General features: G+C 46.0%; 15 protein-coding genes and 4 tRNA genes. 9 read left to right on the top strand and 10 right to left on the bottom strand.

Translation table 11 applies throughout. The features are described 5' to 3' along the window. Window positions 1-191 precede the first annotated feature (191 nt). Complete coding sequence (locus AB4185_RS17980; RefSeq protein WP_017061293.1) at window positions 192-749, top strand: VC2662 family protein; 558 nt, start codon at window positions 192-194, stop codon at window positions 747-749. A 237-nt stretch (window positions 750-986) separates the two neighbouring features. Then, a complete protein-coding gene (locus tag AB4185_RS17975; protein WP_372135719.1) occupies window positions 987-2465 on the top strand; it encodes a diguanylate cyclase in 1479 nt (492 codons plus the stop codon). 65 nt (window positions 2466-2530) lie between these two features. On the opposite strand, the gene AB4185_RS17970 is transcribed toward AB4185_RS17975, so the two are convergent. After that, a complete protein-coding gene (locus AB4185_RS17970; RefSeq protein WP_004733333.1) occupies window positions 2531-3019 on the bottom strand; it encodes an MgtC/SapB family protein in 489 nt (162 codons plus the stop codon). Window positions 3020-3222: 203 nt separating this feature from the next. Further along, the gene (epmB, locus tag AB4185_RS17965) at window positions 3223-4245 is read right to left on the bottom strand and encodes an EF-P beta-lysylation protein EpmB (RefSeq protein WP_372101463.1); all 1023 of its coding nucleotides are present in this window, start codon (window positions 4243-4245) and stop codon (window positions 3223-3225) included. 33 nt (window positions 4246-4278) lie between these two features. On the opposite strand from epmB, the gene efp reads away from it, so the two are divergent. Continuing rightward, on the top strand, window positions 4279-4845 hold the full coding sequence (gene efp / locus AB4185_RS17960; RefSeq protein ID WP_017067165.1) for an elongation factor P: 567 nt from the start codon (window positions 4279-4281) through the stop codon (window positions 4843-4845). Window positions 4846-5180: 335 nt separating this feature from the next. On the opposite strand, the gene frdD is transcribed toward efp, so the two are convergent. From frdD to frdA, 4 genes are read right to left on the bottom strand one after another with little or no spacing between them, the layout of a single operon-like run. Next, window positions 5181-5567 (bottom strand): fumarate reductase subunit FrdD, encoded by a 387-nt coding sequence (frdD, locus tag AB4185_RS17955; protein WP_017063167.1) that lies wholly within the window; start codon window positions 5565-5567, stop codon window positions 5181-5183. Between the two features lie 12 nt (window positions 5568-5579). Continuing rightward, window positions 5580-5963, bottom strand: a complete 384-nt coding sequence (gene frdC, locus AB4185_RS17950; protein WP_017061300.1) for a fumarate reductase subunit FrdC — start codon at window positions 5961-5963, stop codon at window positions 5580-5582. A gap of 1 nt (window position 5964) precedes the next feature. After that, on the bottom strand, window positions 5965-6729 hold the full coding sequence (locus tag AB4185_RS17945) for a succinate dehydrogenase/fumarate reductase iron-sulfur subunit (RefSeq protein WP_009847917.1): 765 nt from the start codon (window positions 6727-6729) through the stop codon (window positions 5965-5967). Continuing rightward, window positions 6729-8570 (bottom strand): fumarate reductase (quinol) flavoprotein subunit, encoded by a 1842-nt coding sequence (frdA, locus tag AB4185_RS17940; RefSeq protein ID WP_102332660.1) that lies wholly within the window; start codon window positions 8568-8570, stop codon window positions 6729-6731. Before frdA ends, AB4185_RS17945 begins: the two co-directional genes overlap by 1 nt. Window positions 8571-9021: 451 nt before the next feature. On the opposite strand from frdA, the gene epmA reads away from it, so the two are divergent. Next, on the top strand, window positions 9022-9993 hold the full coding sequence (epmA, locus tag AB4185_RS17935) for an elongation factor P--(R)-beta-lysine ligase (RefSeq protein ID WP_372135718.1): 972 nt from the start codon (window positions 9022-9024) through the stop codon (window positions 9991-9993). Between the two features lie 33 nt (window positions 9994-10026). Here epmA and AB4185_RS17930 read toward each other — a convergent pair whose 3' ends face one another. The 4 genes from AB4185_RS17930 to rsgA all read right to left on the bottom strand — a co-directional run bounded on the left by AB4185_RS17930 (window position 10027) and on the right by rsgA (window position 14853). Then, window positions 10027-10914, bottom strand: a complete 888-nt coding sequence (locus AB4185_RS17930; protein WP_372135717.1) for a DMT family transporter — start codon at window positions 10912-10914, stop codon at window positions 10027-10029. Window positions 10915-11027: 113 nt separating this feature from the next. Next, the gene (locus AB4185_RS17925) at window positions 11028-12443 is read right to left on the bottom strand and encodes a DASS family sodium-coupled anion symporter (RefSeq protein WP_372135716.1); all 1416 of its coding nucleotides are present in this window, start codon (window positions 12441-12443) and stop codon (window positions 11028-11030) included. A gap of 308 nt (window positions 12444-12751) precedes the next feature. Then, window positions 12752-13672, bottom strand: a complete 921-nt coding sequence (gene asd, locus AB4185_RS17920) for an archaetidylserine decarboxylase (RefSeq protein WP_017063172.1) — start codon at window positions 13670-13672, stop codon at window positions 12752-12754. A 125-nt stretch (window positions 13673-13797) separates the two neighbouring features. Beyond that, window positions 13798-14853, bottom strand: a complete 1056-nt coding sequence (rsgA, locus tag AB4185_RS17915; protein WP_017061306.1) for a small ribosomal subunit biogenesis GTPase RsgA — start codon at window positions 14851-14853, stop codon at window positions 13798-13800. Window positions 14854-15003: 150 nt separating this feature from the next. On the opposite strand from rsgA, the gene orn reads away from it, so the two are divergent. The 5 genes from orn (at window position 15004) to AB4185_RS17890 (ending at window position 16232) form a co-directional block, all read left to right on the top strand. Further along, the gene (orn, locus tag AB4185_RS17910; protein ID WP_010434065.1) at window positions 15004-15549 is read left to right on the top strand and encodes an oligoribonuclease; all 546 of its coding nucleotides are present in this window, start codon (window positions 15004-15006) and stop codon (window positions 15547-15549) included. A 180-nt stretch (window positions 15550-15729) separates the two neighbouring features. After that, window positions 15730-15805, top strand: a tRNA-Gly gene (locus AB4185_RS17905). A gap of 53 nt (window positions 15806-15858) precedes the next feature. Beyond that, a tRNA-Gly gene (locus tag AB4185_RS17900) sits at window positions 15859-15934 on the top strand. Window positions 15935-16004: 70 nt separating this feature from the next. Continuing rightward, window positions 16005-16081, top strand: a tRNA-Met gene (locus AB4185_RS17895). Between the two features lie 75 nt (window positions 16082-16156). Then, a tRNA-Gly gene (locus AB4185_RS17890) sits at window positions 16157-16232 on the top strand. Window positions 16233-16294: the final 62 nt, after the last annotated feature.

The following is a 16294-nucleotide window of genomic DNA, read 5'->3' as shown; positions in this document are numbered from 1 at the left end:
TTGCTTTTCGCTTCTCGTTCACTCGAATCCCGCATCTGCTCTTAACCATTGCTCTTTATGATTTAGCGGCTTATATTCAACAGTACAGTTATTACATTGATTTAACATGGGTAGCTGTTGAATAAAGGACAATAAATGCTTGATTAAAAATGGATTAATCAAGTGAACAATAAGTCAGTGGAGACTCCCCAATGAAAAAACTACTTTCAGTACTTGCTGTGTCTGCAGCAGTAATGGCACCGGCGGCATTTGCTTCTTCGCCTGTTATGTTTTCAACGATCAATGGCTTCAACGCACCTGACTCAGATGCTGTTGGCGGTGTGCGCTTGGCTTTACTTCACGGACAAGTGAACGACCTTAAAGGTCTTGATCTTGCTGTTGTTGGTATGTCTGAGACGCAAACGACCACAGGTGTGAACCTGGGTATTTTGGGTGCATCAAAAGTGAACCAAGAAATGACCGGTGCATCTCTAGGTTTCTTCAACTGGAACACGGGTAAAACAACGGGTGTTAACCTTGGTGCTGTGAACATTACTAATGATGTGAAAGGCGCGAACGTGAGTTTCGTCAACTACTCAGAAGGTAACACTATGGTTGATGTTGGCGCTGCGAACCTTTCAGAAGTGTCTACGGTTCAGGTTGGTATCTTCAACAAAACCAACAAAATCGAAGGCGTACAAGTTGGTCTGATCAACTGTGCTGACAACGGTTTCTTCCCGTGCTTCCCGATTGTAAACTTTGCTAAATAACGCTGTCGTTTAGCCTTTGGTTCTCCCATTGGCGAGCAACGTTCAGTTAGTGCATTAGCTTTTAAGCGCTAAGCCTATCAACGCCTAAACCCTTGTTTGGGCGTTATTACATTCAATTCTACTTCCACGATAAACTTCTCAAATTACCCAATAAGCATGTTGTTTTATATTTGTTGTTGCGATGTTTGAATTTATAGGTACAATGTGCGATAAACTCCCAATGATGATTTATATGCTTTGATTAACCACCATACCGTCGATTTTAAAAAGGCTTTCTTAGGCCTGACCGCCAGTTTTTTAGTAGTTTTGAGCTTGTTGCTCGTTGATTCAGCGGAAGAATCAGATAAACAGTATGGAATGGAAAACCAAGGCGTAACACGCTCTTTAGCGGAGCTCACACAGATCATAAATGCGCTTGAGTACAACATCACTGCGCTTTATCCACTGCATGGGGATACCTACGTATTCTCGCATGACAAAAAGATCGAGGGTGAGACGTGTTACTTCACCAGTGAGGAGCAACATGCCCCTCGTTTTTATTTTATGTTCTCTGGCCCTCGCGAGATGTGCAACCCGGAATCGGACCTTTATACCGAAGCGGGTAAGCGCCTGTTCATCGCGCCGACCATGGCTTATTTTGCCAATACCATTGATACCATCTCTGCGATTTATTTCATTTCAAAAGAGAAATTCATTATCTCTTCGCCTTCTGATTTTGCCAGTTACATTAAGGGCGACACCTTTGATTCGGTTGTGAATAGCAGGCCTTATTGGGTGAACACGATTCGCTTTGGCTTAGCTCAAGGGCAAGACCAAGTGGTGTATACCGGCCAATATGATGACTACCTGACAGGTCAGAAAGTGGTGACCTTAACCAAAGGAATCTACGTTAATGGCGAGTTTAAAGGGGTATTGGGTGTCGATGGCTATGTCTCTAACCTCGTATCGAACCCTACCCATGGTTATAAAGTCACCAGTACTCGAGGCGCAAACAAGTACGGGTTTATGGACTTTACCTATTCCAAGCCTCTGTATGTTGATGACATTAACACCCAGCTATATCTGAGTATTGAAGAAGATAAGAGCGAGCACTTTCTGCATGTATTGGAGATGGAGAAGATTCAGCTTTCGATACTGTTGGTTTTGTATCTGCTCTCGGTTTTATGGCTATGGCGCTTCTATACAAGACAAGAGCACCAGCGTTTAAATGAGCTAGCAATGCGCGACCCATTAACGGGCTTGCTGAATCGACGTGGTTTTGAGGCTCGATTACTGGCGCAAGATGAAGAGCCGATTATTGGTGTTGGCGTGTTTGATATCGATGATTTCAAAGTCGTTAATGATCAGCATGGCCATAAAGTGGGGGACGAGGTGATTTGCCATGTTGCTCGGTTGATGCTGAACAGCGTTAGACAGCAAGATATCGTGGCTCGATTTGGTGGCGAAGAGTTTGTTGTCGCGATTACGGGTGAATCGTCTGAGTTGCTTTCATCGATCTTTGAGCGAATTCAAAACGACATTAGCCTACAGAGTTATCGATGCCCTACGGGTGACAAGATTAGTATCTCAGTGTCTGGTGGCGCGACGCTTTACTCTTTGTATAAGTTCGACAGCGTAGGGCACTTGTGGGAAAACCAGAGTATTCGTTCGTCTGATGAGCAGCTCTATAAGGCAAAGGCTGCGGGTAAGAATCAGGTGTGTATTCAGGTGTATTAATTAGTTGGATACACAAAGGCCTAGTCGTGTGACTAGGCCTTTTTAATGTCTGTTTCAGGTTGAGGTTACTTCTTCACGCGGCCTTTTCTCATCCACTTCTGATGCACACCACGACGCAGGCTCTGGAAGCTGTTTTCCACTTTATCGACACCAAGCAGAATCACTAGCGCCATTAGCGTGATAATGACCGATTGGGAAAGATGCCCTAGTGCGATCATCATACCTAATGCTGCGAGTACCCAGATAATTGCGGCTGAAGTCACGCCATGAATCTTGCCATCCAGTGTCATCATTACACCAGCCCCTAGAAATCCAACACCCGTAATTATCTGACCAAGCACACGAGCTTGATCGAGTGTGTTGGGGGATAGGCTGATCGCCATGGTGAGGAAGAAATAGGTACCACTGATGATCAGAATCGACGTTCGGATTCCGACGGGTTTACCGCGTGTTTGCCTTTCGATTCCGATTAAAGAACCACACAGCATGCATGCAGCGAGGCCTGCCCAGCTAAAGGGGGCAAGGTTGAGAGTTTGTTCTATAAATTGTGACATATCACCCCTCCTAAAAATTTAGAATAGAGCCGAGTATGCTAATAATAGACAGGACGATCGAACAAAAACTTTTTGTCTTAACGATTGATAAAGATTACTTAAAGTCTAGCAGCCGTCTGTTGTTAAGGTGAAGACTGGTGTCGTGGTCTCTGTCGCTTCTTGGTACTCAATACGATAAGAAGCGACCATTGCTCTAGATAGAGTTATTCAATATGTAGGTCGAGTAGTGTCTTACTAGTGCGGCCGCCAATTTCACGAGTTAACTTAGGTACGAGGTAGCCAGAAACCTCAGAGATTAATCCCTTAAAGTGACGCTTGGCTTCTTCATCTGAAATATAGAAATGAGCGGCGCCCTGAACCTTATCAAGTACATGCATATAGTAAGGTAAAACACCGGCGTCGAATAGCTTTTCGCTTAATTCTTTCAATGAGTTAGCGTTGTTATTTACACCTTTTAGCATCACGCCTTGATTGAGCAGAGTAGCCCCAGTTTGCTTTAGCTTATGAAAGGCTTGCTTGAGTTCTAAGTTAATCTCGTTGGCATGATTAATATGGCTCACCATCACCACATTGAGGCGAGTTTGAGCTAACAATTGGCACAGTTCATCCGTTACTCGAGCGGGAATCACAACCGGTAATCGGCTATGAATTCGAACTGTTTTCACATGTGGAATTTGTGCGATAGCATGAATTAGCCACTCTAGTTCGCTGTCTTTTGCCATCAGTGGATCGCCACCCGACAAGATAACTTCGTTGATCTCTGGGTGAGCAGCCACATAGTCGAGACTGGTTTGCCAAACCGACTTCGAGCCCTTGTTATCTTGGTAAGGGAAGTGACGACGGAAGCAGTAGCGGCAGTTAATCGCACAACCGCCTTTCACAATCATCAGTGCACGGTTCTTGTATTTGTGCAGTAGCCCAGGAATGGCGTTGTCTTGCTCTTCCAGTGGATCAGCGGAATAGCCTTGGTGTACCTCAAACTCTTCGCTTAGCGGTAAAATTTGTCGTAGCAATGGATCGTGTGGGTTGCCTTTTTCCATTCGTTCGACAAAGCTAAGAGGTACCCGAAGTGCAAATAACTCACGAGCAGCGAAGCCTGCTTGCCATGGTGTTGGGTCTATTTCCAATGCCTCAAGCAGTTTTGTCGGGTCAGAGATCGCATTCGATAGTTGTTTGAGCCAGTTTTGCTCAACAGATTCGACTTTTCGGGTTATGATATGCGGCATTGAAATTAACTCAAAGATGTGGAAGAGAAAATCATGGCGTCAGTAAGCACCAATGAATTCAAAGGCGGTTTAAAATTCATGATGGATAACGAGCCTTGCTCAATTATCGAAAATGAATACGTTAAGCCAGGTAAAGGCCAAGCGTTTAACCGTGTTAAACTTCGTAAACTGCTGTCAGGCAAAGTGTTAGAGAAAACATTTAAGTCAGGCGATACAGTAGAACTAGCGGACGTTGTAGACGTTGAACTAGGCTACCTATACAGCGATGGCGAATTCTACCACTTCATGAACAACGAAACATTCGAGCAAATCGCTGCTGATGCAAAAGCAGTAGGCGAGACTTCTAAATGGTTAGTTGAAAACGACGTATGTACTCTAACGTTGTGGAATGATAACCCTATCACAGTAACTCCACCAAACTTTGTTGAGATCGCAGTAACAGAAACCGATCCTGGCCTTAAAGGCGACACACAAGGTACTGGCGGTAAGCCTGCAACTCTAGCAACAGGCGCGGTAGTTCGCGTACCTCTATTCATCGCTATCGGTGAAGTTGTTAAAGTTGATACTCGTACTGGCGAATACGTTGGTCGTGTGAAGTAATTGACTTCAAGTATCTGAAAAAGGTCGCTTAGGCGGCCTTTTTTTGTACCTCAAGATTGGGGAAGAGCAGATACGAGTAATACGAGATGCGGGATACGAAGAGCTGGAAGAGCAGATATGTGTGAACGAGATGCGAGATACGAAAAGCAGGAAGATCAGAGCCGAGTCAGAGAGATAAGATATTCAACAAATAACAAAAAAGCAGAGCTGGATAACCTAGCTCTGCTTTCGTTTTTCTGCTCTTAAGCTCTTCGATACTCGATTACTCGAATCCTGCATCTGCTTTTAAGCTCTTCGATACTCGTTTACTCGAATCCCGAATCTGCTCTTAACTGTTAGATCATAAAGATGAAAATAACAGACAATGCGCTGATTAGGCCTGCAACGAAGTAGCAGCCAACTTTACCCGCAACACCGACGTGGAACTTAAGGTCGTGCATGCCGTGGTGAAGACGGTGCATTGCATGCCACATTGGCAGTGCTAGCGTACCGATGATGAATAGCGCACCGATAATGCTGGTGGCAAATTCAGACACACGCTCGTAGCTCATTGCGTCCGCATCGATGATGCCCATTGGCACTAAGATACCTAACACTAGAACCGTGATTGGTGTGATCATCGCGAACCAAGTACCGCCAGCGCCAAATAGGCCCCACCAGATTGGCTCATCAGAGCGTTGTGGGTTGTGGTTAACAGGTTTTACTTTGTAATTTGTGTTCATAACGAAAGCTCCTTACACCACAACAAGAACGATTAAAGAAATAAAAGCCACCGCTGCCCACTGGGTCAGTACGATGATTTTTTTATCAACCAATTTGCCTTTAAGACGGATTGGCATTACTTGAGGCATCATGCTGAAGAAGGTTTGAGCGTGTAGCAAGCTGCCTAGCAGTGCCACGATGTTGATACCAACGACGATAGGGTTAGCCATAAAGCTCAACCAACCAGCCCAAGCTTCAGGCCCTTTCACTAGTGCACCCAAACCGAAGGTTAGGAACAGAGTGAATAGAATCAAAGGCAGTACAGTCGCTTCACGTAGCATGTAGAAGCGGTAGAACGGATGGTTGCTCCACCACGTTCTCTTCATCTCACGAACATAAGGCTTACGATTGCTCATATTATGCCTCCTCTGCTGTTTTTACTTGCGATCCGTCTGGCTTGAACATCGAGATAACGAAGTCCATTGAAGACTCAACTTTACCTTGGTTTACTGCAGCCGCTGGGTCTACTTTCTTCGGACATACGTCAGAACAGTAACCTACAAACGTACAGCCCCAAGCGCCATTGTCGCCATTGATAAGCTTCATACGTTCAGCTTTACCATTGTCACGGCTATCTAGGTTGTAGCGGTGAGCAAGAGCAAGTGCCGCAGGGCCGATGAACTCAGGGTTTAGACCAAACTGAGGACATGCTGCGTAACACAAACCACAGTTGATGCAGCCAGCGAACTGCTTGTATTTCGCCATTTGCTCTGGAGTTTGGATGTTGGTGCCGTCTTCTGGCTTACGGTCGTTACCAATGATGTAAGGCTTGATTGCTTCAAGGCGCTCGATGAACGGCGTCATGTCGACAATCAAATCTTTTTCGATTGGGAAGTTAGCTAAAGGCTCAATCTTGAAGCCATTCGGGTAGTCACGTAAGAAGCTCTTACACGCCAGTTTTGGCACGCCATCAACCATGATGCCGCAAGAACCACAAATCGCCATACGACAAGACCAACGGTAAGACAGGTCTTTATCTAGGTTGTCTTTGATGTAACCGATCGCATCAAGTACTGACATGGTTTCATCAAACGGAACTTCAAAGGTTTGAAAGTGAGGTTCTGCATCGTGCTCAGGGTCATAACGCAGGATTTCAATTTTTTGGATTCGATTCGCTGACATTATGCTTGCTCCTCTTCGCTCTTCTTCGCATTCTCTTCTGCTGCTTTTTCAGCGGCAGCGGCTTTCTCTGCAGCTTCACCGTACAGACGAGCTTTAGGTTGAGATTTGGTGATCTTAACGCCGCTGTAGTCGATGGTTGGTGCTGCATCTTCGTTGTAGAAAGATAGAGAGTGTTTCAGGAAGTTTACGTCATCACGTTCTGTGCAGTTGTCGTCTAGACGTTGGTGTGCACCGCGAGACTCTTTACGAAGGATCGCTGAGTGAACCATCGCTTCTGCAACTTCAAGACCGTAACCCACTTCGATAGCGTAAAGTAGGTCAGTGTTGAATACTTTGCCTTTGTCTTTAATGCTGATCTTCTTGTAGCGAGCTTTCAGTTCAGTGAGTTTGTCGATGGTCTTTTGCATCAAGTCTTCTTGACGGTAGATACCACAACCCGCTTCCATGGTGTGACCCATTTCAGTACGGATGTCAGCCCAGTTCTCGTCGCCTTCTTGAGCCAAGATGCCTGCGATGCGATCTTCAACCGCTTTCACTTGCTTAGCGATAGACTCTTCGTTCCAGCCTTTGAATTCAGCAGCGCGTTTCACCGCTTCTTCACCAGCAACGCGGCCAAATACTACGAACTCAGCCAGTGAGTTAGAACCTAGGCGGTTTGCACCGTGTAGGCCAACTGAAGCACATTCACCAACGGCGAATAGGCCTTTAATACGAGTTTCACAGGTACCGTTAGTTTCAATACCACCCATGGTGTAGTGAACGGTTGGACGAATTGGGATCGGCTCTTTTGCTGGGTCTACGTTTACGTACGCTTTTGCAAGCTCACAGATGAACGGTAGACGCTCTTGCAGGTACTCTTCACCAAGGTGGCGAAGGTCAAGGTGCACGACATCACCAAGTGGGTGCTTGATGGTGTTGCCTTTCTGCTGCTCGTGCCAGAATGCTTGAGAAACTTTGTCACGTGGACCCAGTTCCATGTATTTGTTTTTCGGCTCGCCCACTGGAGTTTCAGGGCCCATGCCGTAATCTTGCAGGTAACGGTAGCCGTTCTTGTTGACGATGATACCGCCTTCACCACGACAACCTTCGGTCATCAAGATGCCAGTGCCCGGTAGGCCTGTTGGGTGGTATTGAACGAACTCCATATCACGCAGTGGTACACCGTGGCGATAAGCCATTGCCATACCGTCGCCAGTTACGATGCCGCCGTTGGTATTACAGTGGTAAACACGACCTGCGCCGCCGGTTGCTAACACAACAGATTTCGCTTTGATCGTAACAAGTTCACCTTCAGACATGTGAATCGCGATTAGGCCTTGTACTTCGCCATCTTCAACGCCGCTCTGGTTTTCTACGAGAAGGTCCACCACAAAGTACTCATCAAATCGTTTGATTGTGTCGTACTTCATCGAAGTCTGGAACAGAGTATGAAGCATGTGGAAGCCGGTTTTATCCGCTGCGAACCACGTTCTCTCTACCTTCATACCGCCGAATCGGCGTACGTTTACTTCACCGTTTTCTTTACGACTCCATGGGCAGCCCCATTGTTCCATTTGGATCATTTCGCGAGTCGAGTTTTCAACAAAGTATTCAACAACATCCTGTTCACATAGCCAGTCGCCACCACCAACAGTATCGTTGAAGTGGTTATCTAAGCTATCTTCGTCTTTAATTACTGCTGCTGAACCGCCTTCTGCCGCTACCGTGTGCGAACGCATTGGGTAAACTTTAGAAATCAGTGCTACTTCCAGTTCAGGATTAGCTTCAGCCGCAGCAATAGCTGTACGAAGACCAGCGCCGCCTGCGCCGATGACTGCGATATCTGTGGTAATTGTCTTCACAGTTATTCTCCAGTGTGATGCGGAGTATTCCGCTTGTTATTATAAAAAGCCTATTTAGGAGGTTCTAAATTGTAGGAACCATTTAGCACCCCTAAGCCTTAAGTGGTAGGTTCAGTGTAAGAGAGGAAGGTATTCGAAAAGTTGATGCATTTGGGTTTTTAGGTCGGTAGTGCATATGGAGGCATAGAAATTATAGGTTATGTGACTGCAATCACGGCAATGAATTGTTGATAACGATTAACCCACAAGACTTGTGTTAACGGCTTGTTGAGTATGATTTTTGTTATCAATGTGGATGTGAAAGCTGTATTGATAATTGTATTGTAGAACGTAATTTTCTGGCTTCATTAAAGCAACATTTTGCTTCCATCTATAGAAAGATAGAAGCTTACAAAAGAGGCGAAAGGTGGTAATTTCCGTCGCCTAGAATTCAGTAATATGGAACTTAATAATGCACTCAACATGGCAACCAGCCGCAACCATTAAGCAGTTAAAGCAACGTGCTGATATCCTTAATCAAATCCGTCAGTTCTTTGCTGAGCGAAACGTGATGGAAGTGGATACGCCTGCGATGAGCCACGCCACGGTGACGGACGTGCATTTGCATACTTTCAAAACTGAATTCGTAGGGCCGGGTTATGCGCACGGTCAGCCTCTATTCTTTATGACTAGCCCTGAGTTTCATATGAAACGTCTATTAGCGGCCGGCAGTGGCTGTATTTATCAAATTTGTAAGTCTTTCCGGAATGAAGAAAATGGCCGTTACCACAACCCTGAGTTCACCATGTTGGAGTGGTATCGCGTTGGCTTTGATCACCATGACCTGATGGATGAAATGGATTTGCTGTTACAGCAGGTACTTAAATCGGGCTCAGCAGAGCGAATGACTTACCAACAAGCCTTTATTGACGTGTTAGGTGTGTGTCCACTGGAAGATTCGATGGATACGCTAAAGCAAGCTGCGGCGAAACTTGGGCTCAGCGATATAGCTGACCCTGAAGAAGATCGTGATACCTTGCTGCAGTTGCTGTTTAGTATTGGGGTTGAAGCCAAAATAGGGCAACAAGTGCCTGCGTTTGTTTATGACTTTCCGGCTTCACAAGCGGCATTAGCCAAGATTAACCCTGAGGACCCGCGAGTGGCGGATCGCTTTGAGGTGTACTTTAAAGGGATTGAATTGGCAAACGGCTTCCATGAATTAGATAAGCCACAAGAGCAGCTCAAGCGCTTTGAAGATGACAATGCCAAACGTATTGAGATGGGCTTATCGCCTCAACCGATTGACCATCACTTGATTGAGGCATTAAAAGCGGGCTTACCAGACTGTGCGGGTGTTGCTTTAGGTATTGATCGTCTGATCATGCTGGCGTTAGGTTATGACCACATCGATGATGTGACGGCTTTTCCGTTCCCGCGCTCTTAGCTCTCTATTCAGTTAGTCTTACTTACTGTTTGGCTAACTGACCAGAATCCCAGTGCCAATAACGGCAACAATGGCACCGATCCAAGCGTAGGCATTTGGTCTCTGTTTGGTGTACAGCCAAAGTATTGGTAACAACATGATTGGTGTGGTTGAAGATAACAGAGCAACCATGCCGACATTGCCTTCCTGAAGCGCATACAAGATCAGCGTCATTCCCACCGCCATCGCTAAAAATCCGTTCACTGCGGTAATCGCAAATATTTGACCATTCATCGGGTTGATTGCGCGTGAGAGCTTAGCGCCAGTTAGACGAAATGCGGAGTGAGCAACAAAAGCGGTAATCATACGAATCGCTGAAGCGGCAACAGGGTCTATGCTGGTTTGCATCACGGGTTTTGCAATAATACCGCCCAAGGCTTGGCAAATCGCAGCTGTAATTCCCAGTGCAACACCAATCCACACAGTGCCTTTAATGGTTTCGAGTTGATTGTTAGCCTGTCCTCGACGACCAAAGAATATCGCGGTTAATACACCACTGAACACCAAAGCCGAGCCAATCAGCTCCACCGAAGTCATGCTTTCGCTAAATAGGAAGTAACCAAGAATTGCCGAGAACACGGCGTGACAAGAGAACAGCAAACCTGCTTGGCGCGGTCCCATTCTGTTCAAACAAGCAAATAGGGCGGTATCACCAATGAAGATGCCAATTAGCCCAGACAGCATCATCGGCGTGACTAGGTCTGCTTCGACCGTTGACCAGCCACCAGTAAACCAAGCCATGCTCGATAAGATGATAGCAGTGCAACCCATGCGCCAACGGCTATAGGCGAAAGAACCTAAGTGTTGAGCAGGCTTTACTGACATCAGGCTCGCGATAGCCCAAAGAAAAGCGGCAGCAAGAGCCAGCCATTCGAATCCCATTGAAGTGTACGTCCGTGTCAAAATGTAGAAGTGGGGGATTCAATATGCACTAAACCTTCCAGATAGCAAAGACGTGATTACTATCTGGAAGGGCATTCGTAGGGATTAACGTGCTAGGTGATGATAAACAGGGCGAGGTAAACCATCAGCAAGCCCACAATACCTAAGATGATGCCCATCTTCGCCATGTCTTTGCTTTCGATAAGCCCGGTCGAGTAGGCCAGTGAGTTTGGTGGTGTCGATACGGGCAGAATCATGCCAAGTGACGCAGAGAAGGCGACCACAACCAGCAAGCCTTGCAGACCACCAATCGCAACTAGGCTTTCCATGGAAGCACCAATTGCAGCGGCTATCGGCATCAGCAAGTTGGCCGTCGCAGTGTTTGACATGAAGTTCGCCATTAACCAACACACGATAGACAATGTCAGTACCACAGCTGCAGGTGACAGCGATTCATAGTCAATTGCGTGTGCGAGTGCAGCGGCTAAGCCTGTTTTATCTAAGCCAATACCAATCGCAATACCACCTGCGACCAGCCACAACACATCCCAGTTAATCAGCTTGAGCTCTTCTTTGCCCATGATGCCAGTGAGCGTAAACACAGCCAGTGGAATGATAGACACGACATAGGTGTTCATGCCGTGCAGTTTGGTGGTCATCCACAATAAGATTGTCGCAGCGAAGGTGATGTAAACCACAATCGCTCGCCAGCTCTTTCTAAATTGTCCATCAAGCTTGAGCACCATGTTTCTTTCTTTAGAAGGGAAGAGTTTTTGTAGAAGAAACCAAGCGATGGTGAGTTGGATGATCACAAAGGGTAAGCCCATCATCATCCAGCTGAGGAAGTCGATGGTATTTTCACCCGTTAGGTATTGCAGCGCGATGGCATTGGGCGGTGTACCGATTGGGGTTGCGATACCGCCAGTATTGGCAGCAATTGGAATACACAACACGAGCGCTTTGATACCCATATCGCCTTTTGGTACAGATGCGACGATAGGGCCGAGCAGCGCAAGCATCATTACCGTCGTTGCGGTATTTGACATGAACATTGAGAACACGGCGGTGATCAGCATTAATCCGAGCATAATGAAGCGCGGTTCTGTACCAAATGGTTTAAGTAGCACTCGAGCTAGGTTGTTATCGAGTTCATACTTGGATGCGGATATCGCAAGAGCAAAACCACCCATGAAAAGGATGATGATCGGTGACGAAAATGCACCGAAGATGTCGGTATATTTGATTAACTCACCGAGATCGTGCCCCGCTGGTGGATTTCTAAATAGGTGTAAACCTTTGTCAGATATCATCACCAGTTCAAGCGCAATGATCAAAATGGAAGTGGCGAATACCGGAACAGGTTCAAGCACCCACAGCAGGGCTGCTAATAAGAATATCGCCAACAGGCGGTGTTGAATCAGCGTGAGATCATCGATTGGTATTGAATCTATCGGCATGAATAACACGCCTAAGGGAATCGCAAAACAAATCAACAGCTTGACCAGAACGCCAACATTGAGTTTAGGCATGTACAAAGACCCTATAAATAAAATATCTTCAAATAGAGTAAGTTATCTGGATTTCTGGTACTTGGAGACGGGTTGGAAAATCAAAAAGTTGTTTAAGGTTTCGACAGTTGTTTTGTTTTTGGTCAATCTTTTATCTGGGCAATTAGAGACAAGAGTGAGAAGCAGCAGGTGGCTGGGCAGGGTTTGAAAGATTGAGTTGTTAGAGCTTGAGTAGCAAATGAATCGGTAGAGTTAAGAAAAAGGCGCGTTCTTCTCTGAAATAGAAAAAGTAACGCGCCTTGAAAGCTTAAATGAGTTAACTCAAATTGTTAAGCTTGGTCAGTGTTCTCAGCAGAATCGGTAACAACATCGTCATTTGCTTGCGCTTCTTTGCCAGCAATGTGCGCGAAAGGTGTACCAAGAACCGTTTTCTCGCCATTTTGCATAGTGTCGTCAAACTTGATCGCATCTTTAGCGAACAGGTTGATAACGGTTGAACCAAGCTTAAAGCGGCCCATCTCTTCGCCTTTCTTCAAGATGATTGCTTTGTCACCTTGTGCAGGGTAATCCCATTTGTAAACCGAGTTACCACGAGGTGGGGTGATGGTACCTGCCCATACTTGCTCGATGCTACCTACGATCGTTGCGCCAACCAGCACTTGTGCCATTGGGCCAAATTCCGTATCGAAGATACAAACGACACGCTCATTACGTGCGAATAGGTTTGGAACGTTTTCTGCCGTTAACGGGTTAACTGAGAAAAGGTCACCTGGAACGTAGATCATCTGGCGCAGTGTGCCGTCGCATGGCATGTGCACGCGGTGGTAATCACTTGGAGACAGGTAAAGCGTTGCGAATTCACCGTCTTTAAATTCATCCGCTAGCGCAGCATCACCACCCAATAGCTCGCGAGCTGAGTAGTTATGGCCTTTCGCTTGAATCAGTTGACCGTCAGTAATTGGGCCAAATTGGCTCACACGTGCATCTGCAGGGTGAACAATAACAGACTCACCTTCAGCGATAGGACGCATGCCTTCTTTCAATTCACGCACGAAGAATTCATTGAATGTTTTAAAGTGTTTTGGATCGCTATGCAGAGCTTCATCCATGTTCACTTTGTATTGCTTGATGAACCAGTTGATGATCGCTGTCGTTAAGCCGCCCGCTTTAGCAGACGCAAGTTTGCCGACTAGGCGAGTTAATCCATGTTGTGGAATCCAGTACTGCAATCCAACTTTAATCTTATCCATTGTATTAATTTTCCAATGCTAATTGTTTTTCAATTAAATCTGTCGATGACGGTTTAGGGCGCGAGATGTTACTTAAATTCGCGCCAATTGTCAGTAAATGCACACATTTGTTCACAAAAACGCGATTAGAGATCGGCTTTTTTGTTGCGTGAATACTGACGGTTATCTTTGTTACTCGCCATGCTTTCAATGATGCGGTGGTAGTTGTCGAAACGTAATCGACTGATCTTTCCGTTTTCTACCGCTTCGCGCAGGATGCAGCCTGGGTCATCAATGTGTTTACAGTCACGGAACTTACAACCGCCAAGGTAAGGCTTGAACTCGATAAAGGCTTCAGTGATTTCGTCGGCCTCTAGGTGCCATAGGCCGAATTCACGCACTCCTGGTGAATCAATCAGATCACCACCAGAAGGGAAGTGGTATAAACGAGCTGCCGTGGTTGTGTGCTGACCAAGACCTGAGTTCTCAGAGACTTCGCCTTCTTCAATGTCTAGCGTAGGCATTAATGCATTCACTAGGCTTGATTTACCCACACCCGATTGACCAACAAAGATGTTGATACGGTCTTTGAGTTCAGCTTCCAGCTCTTTGATGCCGTAGCCAGACTCTTTACTCACGAACATCACTTTATAGCCGATCTTCTCGTACTCTTTAAGTGTTTCACGGTATTCAGCAATCTGCTCATCAGTCAGTAGATCGACCTTGTTCAGTACAACAAGCGGCGCGATGTTTACCGTTTCTGAAGCAATTAGGTAACGGTCGATAATATTAAGTGATAGCTCTGGTAGCACAGCCGATACGATAACCATTTGGTCGACGTTCGCAGCTACTGGCTTTAGGCCATCGTAGTAATCAGGGCGAGTCAGCATTGAAGTTCTCGGCTCAACCGCTTCCACAACGCCAGAAATACCGGCCATTGATTCTAAGCCTGCGCGCCAAGTCACTCGGTCACCAGAAACTAAAGTCTCGATACTACGGCGTAAGTTACAACGATGAACTTCGTTAGTTTCAAGATCTTCGATATCAGCATGTTGGCCAAAGCGCGTAATCACGAGTCCGCTTTTGGTTCCGCCAAGCATGTTCTCATCCCATTGGATAGAATCTTCTTTCTTGAGTCGCTTGTTCTGGTTGCTACGTACACGACGTACTTGACCTTTGGTTAACTTCTTTTTTTTAGCCACAATTTTTCACTTAACACATCTAACTTGATGATTGGGGACTCAAACAGGATGTTGCTGGTACCACGTGATTTCGATGGTCCTAAAGCTAGTTTGAGTATAGTTATTTGGGTATAGTACCTCTTTTACACATAAACAAATAGGCGACGCCTTATGTCCTTTAGCGATCAGAACCTTATTTGGGTTGATCTAGAGATGACAGGACTTGATCCTGAAACTCATAAAATCATTGAAATTGCTACTATCGTTACTGATAGTGAGCTTAACATCCTGGCTGAAGGACCTGTTTTGGCTATTCACCAACCTCAGAGTGAATTGGACAAGATGGACGAGTGGTGTACAACGACTCACACTGGCAGCGGCCTCGTGAAGCGAATTCAAGAAAGCACGGTTTCAGAGCAAGATGCCATCCAACAAACCATTGAGTTTCTTGAAAAATGGGTACCAAAAGGTAAGTCACCAATTTGTGGCAACAGCATTGGTCAAGACCGCCGTTTCCTATACAAGCACATGCCAGAGTTAGAAGAGTACTTCCACTACCGCTATGTTGACGTAAGCACTCTGAAAGAGCTGACTCGTCGTTGGAAACCTGAAGTGTTAGATGGTTTTTCTAAGTCGGGAAGTCACCTTGCGTTAGACGATATTCGAGAGTCGATCGCCGAGCTGCAGTACTACCGAAAAACGATTATTAACATCTAGTCGAATAAAATGATCACGTTTATCTAACTTTTCAGGGACATAAGAGCCGTTTTTTTTGCAAATCTGTGTGCTTTTACAGCAGTTGAGTAAAAAGTTTCGTAATTTTGCATTAAGGACTTGCATCACAAAAAAATGCTCTTATAATTCGCAGCCCTGAACGGAGAAAGACGTTTTCAGATTGCGATACTAGCTCAGTTGGTAGAGCGCAACCTTGCCAAGGTTGAGGTCATCGGTTCGAACCCGATGTATCGCTCCAATTTGTAGGTTACGGCGAAAGCGGTAATCGAAAGGTGAAAGACCTTTTATAATGCGATACTAGCTCAGTTGGTAGAGCGCAACCTTGCCAAGGTTGAGGTCATCGGTTCGAACCCGATGTATCGCTCCAAATTCTATTCTTAGAGCTTTGCTCAGAATGAAAATGGTTTAGTCTCATTGTCTTAAACAATGCATCCGGACGCGGGATGGAGCAGTTTGGTAGCTCGTCGGGCTCATAACCCGAAGGTCGTCGGTTCAAATCCGGCTCCCGCAACCACATTACAGTTAAGCGCTATCTGTTGCCCAAGGCAGTAAGAGCTGCCCAAGGCAGTAAGAGCAGCGAATAACTAATGCGATACTAGCTCAGTTGGTAGAGCGCAACCTTGCCAAGGTTGAGGTCATCGGTTCGAACCCGATGTATCGCTCCACTTTCTTTTCGAAGAGAGAGGGAAGAATCATCAACTTAATTGATGCATTCGGACGCGGGATG

Source organism: Vibrio sp. 10N.286.48.F5 (genome assembly GCF_041469785.1).
In the GTDB taxonomy this organism is placed as follows: domain Bacteria; phylum Pseudomonadota; class Gammaproteobacteria; order Enterobacterales; family Vibrionaceae; genus Vibrio; species Vibrio crassostreae_C.
The sequence above is the reverse complement of the archived record's forward strand: the minus strand, read 5'-3'. Positions and strand labels throughout refer to the sequence as shown.